Here is a 16,557-nt window from a genome sequence, read left to right as displayed (position 1 = left end):
GGTGCTCAGCTTGGGCAAACGAGATCTGCTTCATCGGCAACTCTGTCAGACAGTGGAAAACCCTACTTTACCCTGCCGGCGGCACTTAGGCAGCTACAGCATTATCGTTATACAGCGTTTTCCTATTTTTTAGAGATATACTTAGCTTCAAAAAAACTGGCTGAAATAGGCTTTGTTTATATTTGAAGAGTATTTCATTGTTTGACAAATGCACCATTTCTTTCCGTTAATAATTAACTAGTTTTATACAATTATTATAAATTTGTGCGCTATCATGAAAAGTCTGAGAAATTTAATATGCAGTTGATTTTATCCATCAGCGTTAAGTTGTTGTGGAACGGCCCTGATATTGTGCTAGATTCAAGTCGAGGGGCCATTCTATTTGACTAAAAATGAATAGGGTAATTTTCTTATGCTTAAAAATATAAAAATTGCGCATCAATTAGCCGTTTTAGTCAGTGTTTTCACCATTGCCATATTGATTATCGGCGCGTTAGGCATAACAGGAAAAAAAGCCACGCTGGACAGTCTTAAAACCGTATATGAAGACCGTGTAGTGCCTGTAAAACAGCTATCCACCATCGTTCAAGCTTACGCCGTCAATATCGTTGATACTGCACATAAGGTCAGCAATGGCAATATTCGTTGGGAGCAGGCCGCGCGCAATTTAGAGGAGGCAAAAAGCATTATCGCGCGCGAGTGGGAAGCCTATTTGGACACCGAGTTAGTTGCTTCGGAAGAGCGCTTGGTCGCAGAACTTAAGCCTTTACTAGAGCGCGCTAATGAGGTTGAGGCAAGGCTTGAAGACATTATTCAGCGACAGAACTCGGCTGCTTTAAATGACCTCATTGTAAATGACCTTTACCAAAGTATTGACCCTGTTTCTGAGACATTTGATCAACTCATGACGGTTCAGCTCGAGGTTGCGGAGCGGGAGTACCGTCAAGGGTTGGAGCAGTACGATATCATGCGTACGACATTCATCGTCGCTATCTTGGCTGTCTTAGCAATAGGGATTTTCTTGGCTTGGTACATGATTTCCCGTCTCAGTCGTCAACTGGGAGCTGAACCCGCGTATGTCGCTAATATTGCGAGTCAAGTCGCTAACCAGAACTTGGATATCGACATTAACACCCGATCCGGTGGGGATGACGGCAGCGTCCTCTTTGCCATGAAACGCATGGTCGACAATCTATCCAGCGTTATCCAGAGCGTGCGGGATAGCTCCAATTCGATTCACGTTGGAACACGCGAAATAGCCAACGGTAACGCCGATCTCTCCTCAAGGACCGAGGAGCAAGCCTCTGCCCTGCAGCAGACGGCTGCCAGCATGGAAGAAATGACGGCTACGGTAAAACAAAATGCTGAAAACGCGAAACAGGCGAGCGGTTTAGCGCAGGAAGCTTCAGACACTGCCGAGCGAGGCGGAGATGAAGTGAATCGTGTTGTGAAAACTATGCACGATATTGCCGGCAGTTCTCAGCAGGTCTCCGATATTATAGGTGTTATTGATTCCATTTCTTTTCAGACGAATATTCTGGCATTAAATGCTTCTGTCGAAGCCGCCCGTGCCGGTGAGCAAGGGCGTGGCTTTGCCGTGGTCGCCAGCGAAGTGCGCAACCTTGCTAGCCGAAGCGCGGAAGCGGCGAAAGAGATCAGGTCGCTTATTGAAAGTTCGGTAGCACAGGTGCAGCAAGGATCTGCCTTGGTTGAGCAAACGGGCAATACTATGACAGAAGTGGTGAGTGCGATTCGTCGTGTCACGGACATCATGGACGAGATTTCCGCCGCTTCTGAGGAACAAAGTTCTGGTATAGAGCAGGTCTCTCAGGCAGTAGGACAGATGGATCAGGTGACCCAACAAAATGCGGCGCTGGTTCAGCAGGCATCTTCGGCTTCTGCTTCATTAGACGAGCAGGCCGATCGTTTGGAAGCTGCTGTGGCTGTTTTCAATCTGGCAAATAATAGTCAAGATGCAAAAAGGCACGAAGAGGGCTTTAAGCTTGAAAGTGATACGTCTGAGGTAGCTTCCCCAGCGCCGAAACAACGTTTTAATAAAGACACATCGTCTAAATTCTCTTTGCAAAATGAATGGGAAGCATTCTGACAGGACACTAACTATGTGGCTGAATAATAAGGCGTTGATCCGTTGTGATATTGAGCAGGAACGTTTCATTGTCTCAGGTAAGTCTTTTCATTCACCCACCACGTTGTGTCCGTCGTCAGAAAGGAAAAAGAAGTTCATGCTGGTTATCGAGATGCAATAAGGCGTTCCCCCAATAACGGACAAAGACAGTCATCTCTTATAAAAGGAATGACCAATGAACAACGTAAGCCCTCTACGGGAGGGTCAACAAGGCGTCTATCCATTCGCTGAGCGATATCCCTTGTTGCCTGAAAGACTCGACGTAATTTCGCAATGGATCGAGCAACTGTTACCCGATTCTATTGTGGCGTTTATGCGTTACGATGCGAAGGACGGCACATTAAGCCTACTCCCTAATCCGCGCTTCTCCCTCAACTACCATAAAGTGCTTCAGCAGGTTGAGGTCGCATCTGATGTGGTGTCCTTCGCTACGGCGGCCCATGATCGCTGCTTGACAATTACGGAAGATATCGCCTCCGACCCCCGGTGGGATTTTTTTCGCGATGCCGCCCTTGCCGAAGGTGTTCGCGCCTGCTGGTCCTGCCCTGTGATCGCACCGGATGGAGAGCTTTTGGGGACGTTCAGTACTTACTACGCCTTCCCCGACGTGCCCACTGTCGGTAGTCAACAGCGACTACACCAGGCTGCCACTATGGTCTCCTTGGCTTTGTCGTATGATCGGGATTCTCAGCGCCACCACGAGCTCACCGAGTGGTATCGGTCGCTGTTCACCTACCATCCCGATGGTGTCTATGAGCTCGATCTGGAAGGGTGTTTCCAACGCGGCAATCCCGCGCTGGAACGCATCACTGGCTACCCCGAGTCCCACCTGATCGGCCAGCATTTCGAAAAGTTCGTGACACACGACGAACGCGAAATGACCCTAGTGTATTTCAATATGGCCGCCCTGGGAGAGGTGGTGACGTATGAAACGCGTGGCATCCATGCCGAGGGTTACGCTTTTTATCTGGAGGTGATCAACTTTCCCGTATCGCTAGATGGCGAGATCGTTGGCGTCTACGGCATCTGCCGTGATATTACCCAGCGCAATCGCCAGACCGATGCCTTGAGGCGACTCAGCCGTGGGATTGAAGCCAGCCCCAACGGGGTGGTAATGGCAGATGCGAGCGAACCCGGTTTGCCTATCGTGTACGCCAACTCGGCCTTTTTGACCATGACCGGCTACTCTCGCGATGAGGTAATAGGCGTCAACTGTCGTTTCCTGCAGGGGCCGGACACCGACCCGGAAACCGTGGACGAGATACGCGCGGGTATTCGCGAGCAGCGCGATGTCTGTGTGACGCTGGTCAATTATCGCAAGGACGGCACGCCGTTCTGGAACCAGCTGGAAATCAGCCCGGTCTTCGATGACGACCAGGTTTGCAGCCATTATATCGGGACACAGCAAGACATCACCGAATGGAAAACGCAGAAAGCCCATATTGCCTATCAAGCGACCCATGATCTGCTGACCGGGCTCTATAACTTGACGTCCTTTACCAGCCTGTTGAAGGACGCCTTTCAGCGTAGCCTGAAGACGTCAGAGCTGTTGGCGGTGATGTACCTGGACATGGATGGCTTTAAGACCATTAACGACGGGCTGGGGCACCATGTTGGCAATCAGGTGCTGACCACCATCGCCCAACGGCTGGAAACGCTATTGAGTCCGGATGAGATATTGGCACGCCTGGGTGGGGATGAATTCGGCATCCTGCTGGCTGACTATCACAGCCGCGATCAGGTGATTCAGCTAGCCGAGCGCATTATCGAGACCTTGTCACAGCCCATCGAGGTTGAGGGCCAGCAAATACAACTCAGCGTCAGTATCGGCATCGCCTGCAACTGTTATCTATCGGCGCAGTCCCACGAACTTGTCCAGCAAGCCGATTTGGCCGTGGAGCAGGCCAAGCGCCAAGGACGCAACACCTGGCAGTGGTTCAAAGGATGCCAGACAGCGCACTCCCGCCACAGCGTGATGATGCGCCACGAGCTGAATACGGCGTTACTCGAAGAGCAGCTCGAGCTTCATTATCAGCCCCAGGTCGATGCCACAAACGGTGGTATTCGCAGCGTCGAAGCGCTGGTGCGCTGGCGACACCCGACGCGCGGCATGATTTCACCCGGGGAGTTCATTCCGCTGGCCGAGCACACGGGACAGATCATCCCGCTGGGGCGCTGGATTCTGTATCAGGCCTGCCGCGACATCGCTGAGCTTTACGCCAATACGGGCCGCAGGCTGCCGGTGGCGGTGAACATTTCGTCGTTGCAGTTTCGTCGCGATGGTTTTTTCGAGGAAGTGGAGCACGCCTTGGCGTGTTCGGGGTTGCCGCCGGCCCTTCTGGAACTGGAAGTCACCGAGAGCGTGCTGCTGGACGGCGCCGAACCGGTGGTCGAGCTAATGGAGAAGCTCAATATGATGGGGATAAGCGTCGCTCTGGATGATTTCGGCACCGGTTTCTCAAGCCTCAGTTATCTGTGTGACCTGCCCGCGCGCAAACTCAAGCTCGACCGCAGTTTCGTGCAGAAGGCGCAACAGGACCATCGCATCGCCGCTATCGTGGAGGGCGTGATTACCATGGCGCACCATATGGAAATGGTTGTGGTCGCCGAAGGCGTTGAGACCCGCGAAGAGCAGCAGGATATGGTTCGCCGTCAGTGCGACTTGCTGCAGGGCTTTCTGTTCTCTCGGCCCATTCCCTTGGGCGATCTAATGACCTTACCGGTACAGCTGCCTGCTGATGACTGATCACACCGATCGCGGCTCGGCCGACGACGAGAGCCTAAGGAAGATCATGGCACGATGTTTAATGGAATGTTCGATATTGGGCTAAAAAAGTCACAGCTAAAGGAACGACGACATGACAGATTAAATATGCCTTTTCTAAGGATAATCGCTGGCATCTTAAATAGAACATGCCGCATGGCGCTAAAATAAGCCGACTTCTTTTTTACGTATTTGAGAACCCGGTCTGCTCGGGTTGCTGCTTTAAATTTGGAGCAATATTCAAGCAGATGAAGGTTTTTGATCAGTAATTATGGAGTGAATAAGGCATATCCCTGTGCTGTATCAGCAGCCTTATCGTATTAATCAACGTTAAGAGGGCAGAATAAATGAGCTTCACAGGAAAAAAACAATATGACGTAATATCTGCTGACATAATACCTTATGAAGAGCAGGCGCCTGCTAAAGACGCATTGGACACTGTATTTCTTCTAGAACTGAAGGCGCTAGGTGCCAGCGGTGATGGTGACGCAAATTTCATGTTAGGAATGCGAGCTTATTATGGCGCTGATGCTGCTCCAAATTTATTAATGGCAGCGACACATTGGTATCGAGCGACTGGAAGCGGCCATGCGGATGCGGCGTATCACTTGGGGCTACTGTATTTACATGGGGGCGGTGTGCCGTTGTGCTATCAACGTGCCTTGCACCTATTTTACAAAGCGAGCGATAAGGGCCATGCCGGGGCAGTTAACCGCTTAGGTTGCCATCATTGGTGGGGTGATATTGTCCCTCAAGACCGGAAAAAAGCTTTAACATTTTTTGTTTATGCGCATCAGTTAGGCTCGACGTATGCCGCCTATAACCTTGGTCACTATTGCTTAACGCACCAGGTTTCATACAACGACGTAAAGCTGGGCATTCATTACCTATTGCAGGCGGCGAGCGCGCATCATCCCGAAGCTATGATGCGACTAGCGCATGTTTTTGACGGCGCATATCCCGACTTTGAAGATCCATTGGCCGCTTATCAATGGCAAAAAATGGCAGCTAACTTTGATTTTTAATGGTCTCTATAGTGCGATAAAGGGTGAAACAACTTTTTTCTGGCAGCCCTTTTATTGCTGAGAAGGTAACAGGTGATAACGGTGGTGAATCAAGGAGCTTATGAGAGAAATGGAATACTTAAGGTTACTTGAGGTCGCAATGGCACAATCGTTCAATGCTGTTGTTATCACCACAGCTAGCCTCGATCTTCCTGGACCAGAGATCGTCTATGTCAATACGGCCATGACTCGCATGAGCGGTTATACCCGGGAAGAGTTGCTGGGCGCCACGCCGCGTTTGTTGCAGGGACCAAGAACCGACCGTGACATGCTTGATCGCCTGCGAAAGGCGCTGCACGCCGGTGAGCCTTTCGACGCTATCACGGTGAACTACCGCAAAGACGGGGCTCCCTATGACGTGGAGTGGAACCTCTCACCGGTACGCAATGAGACGGGGGCAATTACCCATTTCGTGTCTATCCAGCGGGATATTACCGCCTCGGTAGAAGATCAGCGGCAAAGGCTGCTGCTGTCAAGTGCGATTGAAATGTCGTCCGACAGCGTGGTTATCACCGATGCTACCGGCAATATTGAATACGTCAATCAGGCGTTCGAACGTTATACGGGTTACACGCGCGACGCGGTGATTGGGCAAAACCCCCGGCTGCTTCAATCGGGCCATCATTCGGCCCAATTTTATCGCAACATGTGGGATACCCTGACAAGCGGTGACACCTTTCGCGATACATTTTTGGACCAAACACGCGATGGAGCGCACCGCTATGTTGAGCAAACGATTAGCCCCATTAAAGATGAGCAGGGGCGTATTGTCCGCTATGTTTCCGTGGGTAAAGACATTACTCAGCGGTTAAAGCACGAGCAGGAGCTAAAACGGATAGCCAGTACAGATATGCTCACGGGACTGGTTAACCGTATGAGCTTCGATCAACGCCTGGAAAAAGAAATCGAGCGTACCAGGCGCTATGAGCGGCCGCTATCACTTATCATGATTGATATTGACCACTTCAAACCCATCAACGATGAGCATGGCCACGATGTAGGCGATCAGGTGCTGGGGGACTTTGCGCGGGTACTTTCTGCGAACCTTCGCACAACCGATATTTGCGCTCGCTGGGGCGGTGAAGAGTTCATGGTGCTGGCACCGGAAACCGAGTTTTCCCAAGCCGTACAGCTAGCTGAGAAGCTGCGGCTGGCTATCGTTGACGTGATTTTTCCAGTGGTCGGGAAGGTGACGGCAAGCTTTGGTGTTGTCGAAGTCGGACCCAACGAGCTGGCAACCAGGGTGGTTAAGCGAGCCGATCAAGCGCTCTACCAGGCCAAGGCCGAAGGACGTAACCGAGTTATGGCATCGTAATAGGATAAATTTTTGGTCAGTCGTTGAAAGGTATTGTGAGCTATTTAAACAAATATTGATCGTAAATGCGGAAGTGCTAAAAGACCGCTTCTGGCCGATAGCTGAAGATCCTCGCACCTCTTTCATCACCTGAGGCGCACTAAACTGATAAGGTGAAGGTATTAGCCGGTTATTGCTTACCAAGGATTTGGCATGATGTCTTCTCAACGTCCAGCTGCGTCGACGTACTTCTACGATGAACACGCTCACCGATTGTTTAACCAGTACCAATCGCTGAACTTTGAAAGTATCCATGGTGAATGGCTTCATCATCTCCCCGAGCAGCCGGGCTTAGTATTAGACGTTGGCGCTGGTAGCGGACGTGATGCCAAAGCACTTACAGAGCGCGGTTGGCAGGTGATAGCGGTTGAGCCTGCAGAAAAGCTGAGAACGCTAGGGCAAGCATATACGCACGACCGGGATGTCAGTTGGATTGACGATACTTTGCCTGCATTGAACCGTGTCCGCCAGCTTTCACAGCGTTTCCAGCTGATTCTGGTATCAGCAGTCTGGATGCATTTGCCTCCTAATGAACAGCAACGTGCGTTGCGAGTGCTCAGCTCACTGCTAGCACCGGGCGGGCTTTTGGTGATTACCTGTCGCGAAGGCCCGGTTAGCGATGAGCGTCAGTTTCATTCGGTCAATATGGAGGTATTGGATAACTGGGCTCGGGATCTGGCACTGCTTCCCATGCAGGAAAGCTATAACAACGACCAACTTGGGCGACAAGGTGTTGCCTGGCATCTACGTGTTTTCAGGCTGCCTGATGATGGCACTGGAGCGCTGCCTTCCCTTCGACATATTATCGTTAATGATGACAAGGCTTCTTCTTATAAGCTTGGTTTGCTGCGCACGTTGACGCGCCTGGCCGATAGTGCGCCTGGCATCGTGATTTCACGAACAGACGAATGGGTGACGGTACCTCTGGGGGCGGTTGGGCTTTTCTGGATAAAACTCTACCGGCCCTTGTTAATCGAGCGTGATCTGCGCCAATCACCCGGCCAAAAAGGCTATGGCTTTGCCAAGGATGATTTCTATCGCCTACGGCAACTGTCACCCCATGATCTGCGAATCGGTTCGCCCTTTCTTGATCCTCAATGTGCCGCTAGCGTAATGCGCGCGCTGCGTGATGCTTGCCAGACCATCCTCAAAATGCCCGCGCATTTTATTACCTGGCCTGGCAGTCAGCGGCCTATTTTTGAAGGGCACTATCAGGGGTTACGTGTCCGTGAACAGGCCATCCGCCTTGATAGTGCAACACTGGCATCTTTCGGCACGTTTCAAATCCCTACCCAGCTGTGGGATGCCATGAGCCGTTACGCCTGCTGGCTGGAGCCTGCCATCGTGCATGAGTGGGTACAGCTGATGCAGCGATATGACACCGACTACGATACAGGCATCTTACATCATGCCTTGCAGTGGCAGGAAAATTGCCGTGATACACAGCAGGTACGCCAGTTAGTTACTCAACGTTTACAAGACCCTGCGCCATTGCCTTGTGTATGGTCACATAATGATCTGCACCGACAAAGGTACGCCATAGACCACTGCTTTCCTTGGTCACGTTGGAACAACAATGATTTATGGAATCTGCTGCCTGCTACGGAAAAAGCCAATCAAGCGAAATCGGATCGGCTGCCTTCTGCTAACGTAATGCAAAGAGCTAAGCAAGATATTTTACACTGGTGGCAATGTCTCGATGACAACGAAAAGGTCTGTCAACAGTTTCGAGACGAAGCGGCCGTTGCACTGCCGCTAGCTACACCAGCGTCATCTCTAGATGTAATTTTCAATAGCGCATTATTACAACGCCAACGATTGAAGGCCAATCAGCAGTTAGCAGAATGGGTGGGCAGTACCCAATAATAATGGTGTGCCCAACATTGTGCCTTTTAACAACCGAACGTCATTACGAAAGTATCAGCTTTAGCGCAGGGAGAGACATAACAAGGCACGAGATGGGCACCAAATGGGCACAAGCAAAAAATAAGGGCCTACGAATTAACGTAAGCCCTTGAAATCGCTGGCGCGCCCAGCAGGATTTGAACCTGCGACCCTCGGCTTCGGAGGCCGATACTCTATCCAACTGAGCTATGGGCGCTTAACGAGGACGTATCGTAACCGGGAGCGGCGCTTGTGTCTAGCCGAGCTGCTTCCGCGCTCATGCCATCATCACTGCATTACCACGCAGTTACGCCCGTGGTGCTTGGCTTGGTAGAGGGCTTGGTCGGCGCGTTGCAGCGAGCGTTGGTAGTCAGGGTGGCCATCGTGCAGGGTGGCCCCAACGCTGATCGTGACATTGAGCAGGGTATCGCCCGCGACCAACATCGGCTCGTTGGCGATTGCCTGGCGCAGCCGCTCGGCAAACAGGCGGCTGCCTTCGGCATCGGTATCGACGAGTACGAGCAAAAACTCTTCGCCGCCCATGCGAAACACGTAGTCACCGCCACGCGTTGAGCGGTCCAGAATGCCGGCCACCTGCTGCAGCACGCTGTCGCCGGCATCGTGGCCGTGGGTGTCGTTAAAGGCTTTGAAGTGATCAATATCCACCATCATCAGGGCAAAGCGTTTGTTAGAGTGGCGGCCAATCTCGATCTCACGATTCAGCACCACGGAAAGAAACTTGCGGTTGAGAAGGCGCGTCAAGCTGTCTCGGCCCGCTTCTAGGCCGCTGGCACGCTCCAGCATATTATCCAGCAGCATCAGAATGGAGCGCGTGGCATCGCGAATATCGCTTAGTGCGTTCATTCTTGAGGCAGTGTCCGCCTTGTGCAGTTCTTTCAGCCACTCATTATCTATCTGTTCAATGCACCGGGTGATAGCGGTAATTTCCGGTGCGCCTTCAAACGCGTGGCACGCTTTGTGCAAATACCACAGGCCAAACTCCGAGCTTGCAAGCCGTGGGAGCGAGGCCGCGTCTTGCTGCGCGGCCACGCCGTACATCAGCGTGTTTTCCCAATCCAGCAGCGCCGAGCGCTGGCGTTCACGCTCGTCACCCACGCTTTGGGTCAGCGAAAACAGCCGATACGCTTCCTCAGTGCGGGCATTGCGGTCGTTGGCGACCGAATAGGCGTGGCTCATGATCTCCATCGCCATGTCGATATGGTCAGAGACGTACACCGAGGCCTCACCGTGGGTCGCGTTTGGCATGTCGCGGTTGATCTGACGGTAGAACGCGAGTTTGAGCTGGCGCGCGCCGTTGAGCACCAAATTCACGGGAATATCAATGCGAGCATGCACCTGGCCGACTTTCTCCTGCTGCTCGACCAAGGCCTCAAAGTTCTCGTGCTCAACGCTGAACATAGCGCTCAGCCAACGCTGCATCGACGGGTTAAGCCGCTGCCCTACTTGATCATTGGAGAGAAACAGCGAGGCATTGGGGTCTTCGAGCATGACCTGGTAGAAGTGATCAGCGAAATACACGCAATGGGTCAACACCAGCGACTCCACCGCTTGCCGAACCGGCGACGATGTTCGCTGCAAAAGCGTTTGCCACTCGGTGGCAAGCTGATGTTTGTCTTTATAGCGCATAGCGCACCCCATCTCGTATTGCTGTTAAAGGCGTAATACTACACCGAAACAGCGTGATTTACTGCAGAGGTTCGGATGCCAACGGCAATAGTCCTAGGGGTGCTGCGAACGGATTAGGCGTTGCGTTTACCCCTGCTGGCGCGCCTGTTTTGCCTCTGTCTGACGGCGGCGATACACGCGCCAGACGATAAGCGCGGCAGCCGTGAACCCCAACACGCCACCCCCCAGCAATAACCACATCGCCGGGCTGCCTAAGTGGCTGTGGACGTCTATTGGGGCGTGGCCAGAGTGCGCGCTGACCGCACTGCTTAGCGCCAGCGTGATAAGGCCGAATAACGGGCGTGAAAGCGTTTTTTTCATCGGGTTCATCACGTTTTCCTTGTCTTTTATGGGATCAGGTATTGCCAACCTTTACGCAGTGGCAGCCACCGGGGGGCGACGGTCGTCGAGCATGCCTTGATCTAAAATAAAGCGAATAATGTCTTCCAACCCCACGCCGTCGTAAAGGTTGGTAAACACGAAGGGCCGCTCGCCGCGCATTTTTTTCGAGTCGCGCGCCATCACGTCTAGCGAGGCATGCACCTGCTCGGCGATGTCGATTTTATTGATGATCAGCAAATCCGATTTGGTGATCCCCGGTCCGCCCTTGCGCGGGATCTTGTCGCCGGCGGAGACGTCGATGACGTAAAGCGTGAGATCGGAAAGCTCAGGGCTGAAGGTGGCCGAAAGGTTATCGCCGCCGGACTCCACCAGCACCAGCTCAAGGCCGGGGTGGCGCTCTTGTAGCTCGTCAATAGCGGCGAGGTTCATCGAGGCGTCTTCACGGATCGCGGTGTGCGGGCAGCCACCGGTTTCCACGCCCATGATCCGATCCGCTGGCAGCGCATCGTGCTTGAGCAGAAAGTCCGCATCTTCGCGGGTGTAGATATCGTTGGTGACCACGGCGATGTTGTAGTGATCGCGCAGCGCCAGGCAGAGCTGCTTGAGTAGCGCGGTTTTGCCCGAGCCTACCGGGCCGCCAACGCCAATGCGTAAACAATGGGTCATGTCATTCTCCTGATCGTCAAATTCAACGTCTAAACGATTAACTTCTAAACAGGCGCGAATACTGGGTTTCGTGCAGGGCGCTGGCGAGTGCCAGGCCGGGAAGCACTGGGCCTAACTCGTCATCATCCAGCGTAAGTGCCTGGTCCACGGCGGTAACAAGCGCCGGGCGCAGCCGCTCGATTACCCGCTGGGCGGCAGTATGGCCGAGCGGCAGCGCTTTGCAGGCGACGGCCAGTTGGTTTTCCAGCCATGCCCAGGCAAAGCCCAGCAGCGTTTGGCGGACGCACACACCACGGGTATGGGCGGTGTACGCAAACAGCGTTACATAGCCTGCCTGAGCCGGTAACAAGGGCGGTAGTGAGTCTTCACTTGGCATCAAGTCGAGGCTATTCAACAGGCGTTTCAGCGATGTTCCTAAGCGGCTGTCTTCGGCGGCAAGCTCGGCGGTTTCGCGCGTCGCCGCTAGCCACGCGTCCCACTCGGCGATTGTTTCCCTACCCGCCTCACTGCCGCCTTGGCTAAAGACGTGATGCAGCCTCGCCAGCACCGGTAACTCGCAACGGGTTAAGCCGTCTTCCAATACGCCGCTTAGCCATTCGGCGAGGCTTGTTTCGTCGCGCACCCAATCAAGCTCGAAGGCGCTTTCCAGGCCTTGCGAGAAGGCAAAGGCCCCGATCGGGAGCGACGGGCTGACCAGTTGCATCAGCCCCAGCAGTGCCAGCTCATCGTTATGGCTTTCCAGCGCAGGGTGTTCAGTGGGCATGGTAGTGCTCATGGCCGTGTGAATGATCGTGGTCATGGTCATGACCTTGAGAGCTGGAATGGGAATGACCGTGTGCGTGGCCATGCGAGTGCCCGCCGCCGACCTGATTATAGGCGCCCGGCTCCGGGTCAAAGGTGGCGTTGTGGTGCTCAAGCACAGCTCCCAACCGTTCGGCGAGTTCTTCCAGCACATGATCCGGCGGGAAGCGCACCCAGCCACCCTTCTCGTCTTCACCCAAGGCCAGTTGAACGTGGCGATTGCCCAGGTGGTAGGCTAGCCGTGCCAGCGGTAAGCCAGCACTGACTCGCGCGGTCACCACCGGTTCTACGGCGGCACAGACACGCACTATCTCGCCGCTTTCCGCCTTTAAGCCTTCGCCGCTGCGCAATACCGGGCCGCGATCCAGAAACAGCCCCAGTTCGCGGCCGCTATCGCTTTTGGCTTTCAAGCGGCCGCGAATGCGCAGCTCGAAAGGCAACGTCAGCGTATCGCTGGCGCCGCTCTCGTCTATCGGCCCCAGCCGTTCAATGAGTTTCAACATATGGGCTCCTAAAAAAGATGATAACGCTGGGCCAGCGGCAGCTCGGTGGCGGGCTCGCAGGTTAAAATTTCGCCATCGCAGCGTACTTCGTAGGTCTGCGGGTCAACGGTCAGCTCGGGGCAGGCGTCGTTGAGCTTCATATCCTGCTTGCGCACCTGGCGCACGTTTTTGCACGCGGCCAGTTCGCTATGAAGCCCCAGTGTCTCTTTAATGCCAGCGTCTAACGCGGCCTGGCTGACAAAGCTGAGCCGGGTCTGGCTTGCCGCGCGGCCCAGCGCACCGAACATATAGCGGTAATGCACCGGCTGCGGCGTGGGAATCGACGCATTGGGGTCGCCCATGGGCGCGGCCGCGATCATGCCGCCTTTGATAATCATCGCCGGTTTGGTGCCAAAAAACGCCGGTTTCCATAGCACCAGATCAGCCATCTTGCCGACCTCGACCGAGCCGACCTCGTGGGCGATACCGTGGGTAATGGCCTGATTGATGGTGTATTTGGCGATGTAGCGCTTGGCCCGGAAGTTATCGGCGCCCAGGGCCTCGTCTTCAGGCAGCAGGCCGCGCTGCACTTTCATTTTGTGGGCCGTTTGCCAGGTCCGGCAGACGGATTCGCCAACACGCCCCATGGCCTGGGAATCGGAGGCGATCATCGAGATCACGCCCAGGTCGTGGAGAATATCCTCGGCGGCGATGGTTTCCCGGCGAATACGCGAGTCGGCAAACGCCACGTCTTCCGGAATATTGGGGTCCAGGTGGTGGCACACCATCAGCATATCGAGGTGCTCGTCGATGGTGTTGATGGTGTAGGGCCGCGTTGGGTTGGTGGACGACGGCAGCACATACGGCTTCGCGCAGGCGGTGATAATATCCGGCGCGTGACCGCCCCCGGCCCCCTCGGTGTGGTAGGTGTGAATGCAGCGTTCTTTAAAGGCCGCCAAAGTGTCTTCCACAAAGCCCGACTCGTTCAGCGTGTCGGTGTGAATGGCGATCTGCACATCGTATTTCTCCGCCACATTCAGGCAGTTATTAATGGCGGCGGGCGTGGTGCCCCAGTCCTCGTGAAGCTTCAAGCCCATGGCGCCGGCTTCGAGCTGCGCTTCAAGCGCCTCTGGCAAGCTGGCATTCCCCTTGCCCAGAAAGCCGATATTCATCGGCATATCGTCCACCGCCTGGAGCATCTTGCCGATATGCCAAGCACCTGGGGTGCAGGTGGTAGCGTTGGTGCCGGTCGCTGGCCCTGTGCCGCCGCCGAGCATGGTGGTAATGCCGCTCATCAGCGCTTCTTCCACCAGCTGCGGGCAGACGAAGTGAATGTGGGCATCCAAGGCGCCTGCGGTCAGGATCTTGCCCTCGCCGGCGATGATCTCGGTGCCGGGGCCGATGACGATCTCGACATCCGGCTGGGTATCCGGGTTACCGGCTTTGCCAATCGCGGCAATGCGGCCCTGCTGGATCCCCACGTCGGCTTTGACGATGCCCCACCAGTCGAGGATCAGGGCGTTGGTAATCACCGTGTCCATCACGCTGTTGTCGCTACGCTGGCTTTGGCCCATGCCGTCGCGGATCACCTTGCCGCCGCCGAATTTCACTTCATCGCCGTAGTGAGTGGCGTCTTTTTCGACTTCAATCCACAGCTCGGTGTCGCCCAGCCGTACGCGGTCGCCTACCGTGGGGCCGTACATGTCGGCGTAGGCCTGCCGACTGATCTTATTAACCGGTTTCATTGCTTACCTCCATCGAGCGCACCCATCACCTCGCCGCGAAAGCCATAGATATGACGCCGGCCCACAAACGGGATCAGCGTGACCTCGCGGGTTTGGCCGGGCTCAAAGCGAATCGCCGTGCCCGCCGCGACGTCCAGGCGGTAACCACGTGACGTGTCACGGTCAAACACCAGCGCTGGGTTAGCTTCGGCAAAATGATAGTGCGACCCCACCTGAATCGGCCGGTCACCGGTATTGGCCACCTCGACGCTGATACACTCACGCCCCACGCACAGCTCGATATCGCCGTCTTTTAACTGATACTGTCCTGGAATCATTGGGCCGGGAATCATGGCAGCCTCCTGGTTGCTGATAACTAGTTGATCGGGGTGTGGACGGTGACCAGCTTGGTGCCGTCGGGGAAGGTGGCTTCCACCTGTACCTCGTCGACCATCTCGGCCACCCCTTCCATTACGTCATCGCGACCCAGGATCTCGCGGCCGTAGCTCATCAGGTCCGCCACGCTGCGACCGTCGCGGGCACCTTCCATGATTTCGAAGCTGATCAGCGCGACCGCCTCGGGGTAATTGAGCTTCAACCCGCGCGCTTTACGGCGCTCGGCAAGCTGGGCGGCGGAAAACAGCAGCAGCTTGTCTTTGTCTCTCGGGGTCAGTTCCATGGTGTCTCCTTGAAAATCAGGTCAGCCAGATACGCGGCGTATGCGCGGCGCGTTCGATCCAACGGGGGCGCAGCAGATGCCAGGCCTGCTCGCAAATCGCCCAGGCTTCATTGCGTGAGTTGCCCAGGTAGCGCAGTAACAGCACGCCGTGGCGTACGGTGACGGCCCAGCGTGGGGTGTCGGGAAGCGCTTCGCGCAGGGCCTCGAGGGCACCCGCCGCATCGGCTATGCCCACTGCCCAGAGCGTCGCTTGTACCGTCGCACCGCCCTGCCCCCAGCGCCCGGTAAAGCGCGGGTGCAAAGGATCGAGCGGCTGGCGTTCCAGCCACAGCGGCTTGCCGTCGAGCGTCAAGCGGAAGTGCTGCTCGATACGCCCGGAAACATAGGGTAATTCGCTTGCCGGACGGCCCAGCGCCATCACCTCCCAGCCCAGGCAGCGCGCACTGCCGTGCAAATCAATCGAGGTACGCTGCTCGCCGCGCGAGCCGTCAAAGGCAAGGGTCTCCTGGGGCAGCCATTCAAGGGCCCCGCCGTCTTCAACGCTCAGTTGGGTGTGCTGGGTCCAGGCAACGCCCTGGCTGTCGGCTTTATAGAGCTTATTGGCGGCTGGCGTCGTCAATAGCGCGTGGGCGCCGCTTTCCACATGGGCCTGAATGGTCAGCGCATCGCCACTTACCAGCCCACCCGGCGGGTGCAGCAGGTAAACGTGGCAGGCCTCACCGCGGCCTTCCGGGTAAAACGGGCGCTGCACCCGCAGCGGGCCATGGTGGCGCGCGCGCATCATCCGGGTAGCGCCATGGCGCTGAGCGAAGGTGAGAGTAAGCGCCGCCGCCCAGTGCCGTTCACGGTCGAAACGGTGGCCGGACAGGGAAGACGGTAGGGCCGTAACGCACTGATTCATCGCAAGCTCGCAGAAGTGGCCAAAATAGCGTGGCTATCGAAACAAGATGCTTTGTAAGCAGCAA

The 16,557-nt window shown here is 55.2% G+C and carries 14 protein-coding genes and 1 tRNA gene; 5 read left to right on the top strand and 10 right to left on the bottom strand.

What is annotated here, in order from left to right:
- Positions 1-412: 412 nt before the first annotated feature.
- The 5 genes from QC823_RS14110 to QC823_RS14090 all read left to right on the top strand — a co-directional run bounded on the left by QC823_RS14110 (position 413) and on the right by QC823_RS14090 (position 9,194).
- Positions 413-2,107: a methyl-accepting chemotaxis protein gene (locus QC823_RS14110; RefSeq protein ID WP_309656985.1), complete on the top strand. Its 1,695-nt coding sequence runs from the start codon at positions 413-415 to the stop codon at positions 2,105-2,107.
- 214 nt (positions 2,108-2,321) lie between these two features.
- Entirely contained in the window at positions 2,322-4,892 is a 2,571-nt protein-coding gene (locus tag QC823_RS14105) for a sensor domain-containing phosphodiesterase (protein WP_309656984.1), read from the top strand.
- 365 nt (positions 4,893-5,257) lie between these two features.
- Entirely contained in the window at positions 5,258-5,935 is a 678-nt protein-coding gene (locus QC823_RS14100) for a tetratricopeptide repeat protein (protein ID WP_309656983.1), read from the top strand.
- Positions 5,936-6,044: 109 nt separating this feature from the next.
- Positions 6,045-7,289 carry a sensor domain-containing diguanylate cyclase gene (locus QC823_RS14095; RefSeq protein ID WP_309656982.1) on the top strand — a complete coding sequence of 415 codons (1,245 nt, stop codon included), beginning with the start codon at positions 6,045-6,047 and terminating at the stop codon, positions 7,287-7,289.
- Between the two features lie 192 nt (positions 7,290-7,481).
- Positions 7,482-9,194 (top strand): class I SAM-dependent methyltransferase, encoded by a 1,713-nt coding sequence (locus QC823_RS14090; protein ID WP_309656981.1) that lies wholly within the window; start codon positions 7,482-7,484, stop codon positions 9,192-9,194.
- 158 nt (positions 9,195-9,352) lie between these two features.
- Here the strand turns inward: QC823_RS14090 and QC823_RS14085 are convergent.
- From QC823_RS14085 to QC823_RS14040, 10 genes are all read right to left on the bottom strand, one after another.
- A tRNA-Arg gene (locus tag QC823_RS14085) sits at positions 9,353-9,429 on the bottom strand.
- 71 nt (positions 9,430-9,500) lie between these two features.
- Positions 9,501-10,859: a diguanylate cyclase gene (locus tag QC823_RS14080; protein ID WP_309656980.1), complete on the bottom strand. Its 1,359-nt coding sequence runs from the start codon at positions 10,857-10,859 to the stop codon at positions 9,501-9,503.
- Between the two features lie 126 nt (positions 10,860-10,985).
- A complete protein-coding gene (locus QC823_RS14075) occupies positions 10,986-11,228 on the bottom strand; it encodes a hypothetical protein (protein ID WP_309656979.1) in 243 nt (80 codons plus the stop codon).
- A gap of 42 nt (positions 11,229-11,270) precedes the next feature.
- Positions 11,271-11,906, bottom strand: coding sequence for an urease accessory protein UreG (gene ureG, locus QC823_RS14070; protein ID WP_309656978.1), 636 nt, complete (start codon positions 11,904-11,906; stop codon positions 11,271-11,273).
- Between the two features lie 37 nt (positions 11,907-11,943).
- The gene (locus QC823_RS14065; RefSeq protein WP_309657002.1) at positions 11,944-12,669 is read right to left on the bottom strand and encodes an urease accessory protein UreF; all 726 of its coding nucleotides are present in this window, start codon (positions 12,667-12,669) and stop codon (positions 11,944-11,946) included.
- Positions 12,659-13,210, bottom strand: coding sequence for an urease accessory protein UreE (ureE, locus tag QC823_RS14060; protein ID WP_309656977.1), 552 nt, complete (start codon positions 13,208-13,210; stop codon positions 12,659-12,661). The genes QC823_RS14065 and ureE overlap by 11 nt, the downstream gene beginning before the upstream one ends.
- Before the next feature lie 8 nt (positions 13,211-13,218).
- Positions 13,219-14,934, bottom strand: coding sequence for an urease subunit alpha (gene ureC, locus QC823_RS14055; RefSeq protein ID WP_309656976.1), 1,716 nt, complete (start codon positions 14,932-14,934; stop codon positions 13,219-13,221).
- Entirely contained in the window at positions 14,931-15,251 is a 321-nt protein-coding gene (locus QC823_RS14050) for an urease subunit beta (RefSeq protein ID WP_309657001.1), read from the bottom strand. The genes ureC and QC823_RS14050 overlap by 4 nt, the downstream gene beginning before the upstream one ends.
- Before the next feature lie 38 nt (positions 15,252-15,289).
- A complete protein-coding gene (locus tag QC823_RS14045) occupies positions 15,290-15,592 on the bottom strand; it encodes an urease subunit gamma (RefSeq protein ID WP_186254114.1) in 303 nt (100 codons plus the stop codon).
- 16 nt (positions 15,593-15,608) lie between these two features.
- The gene (locus QC823_RS14040; RefSeq protein ID WP_309656975.1) at positions 15,609-16,493 is read right to left on the bottom strand and encodes an urease accessory protein UreD; all 885 of its coding nucleotides are present in this window, start codon (positions 16,491-16,493) and stop codon (positions 15,609-15,611) included.
- Positions 16,494-16,557: the final 64 nt, after the last annotated feature.

Origin of the sequence: Vreelandella vilamensis, assembly GCF_031451755.1 — a bacterium.
GTDB lineage: Bacteria > Pseudomonadota > Gammaproteobacteria > Pseudomonadales > Halomonadaceae > Vreelandella > Vreelandella vilamensis.
The sequence above is the reverse complement of the archived record's forward strand: the minus strand, read 5'-3'. Positions and strand labels throughout refer to the sequence as shown.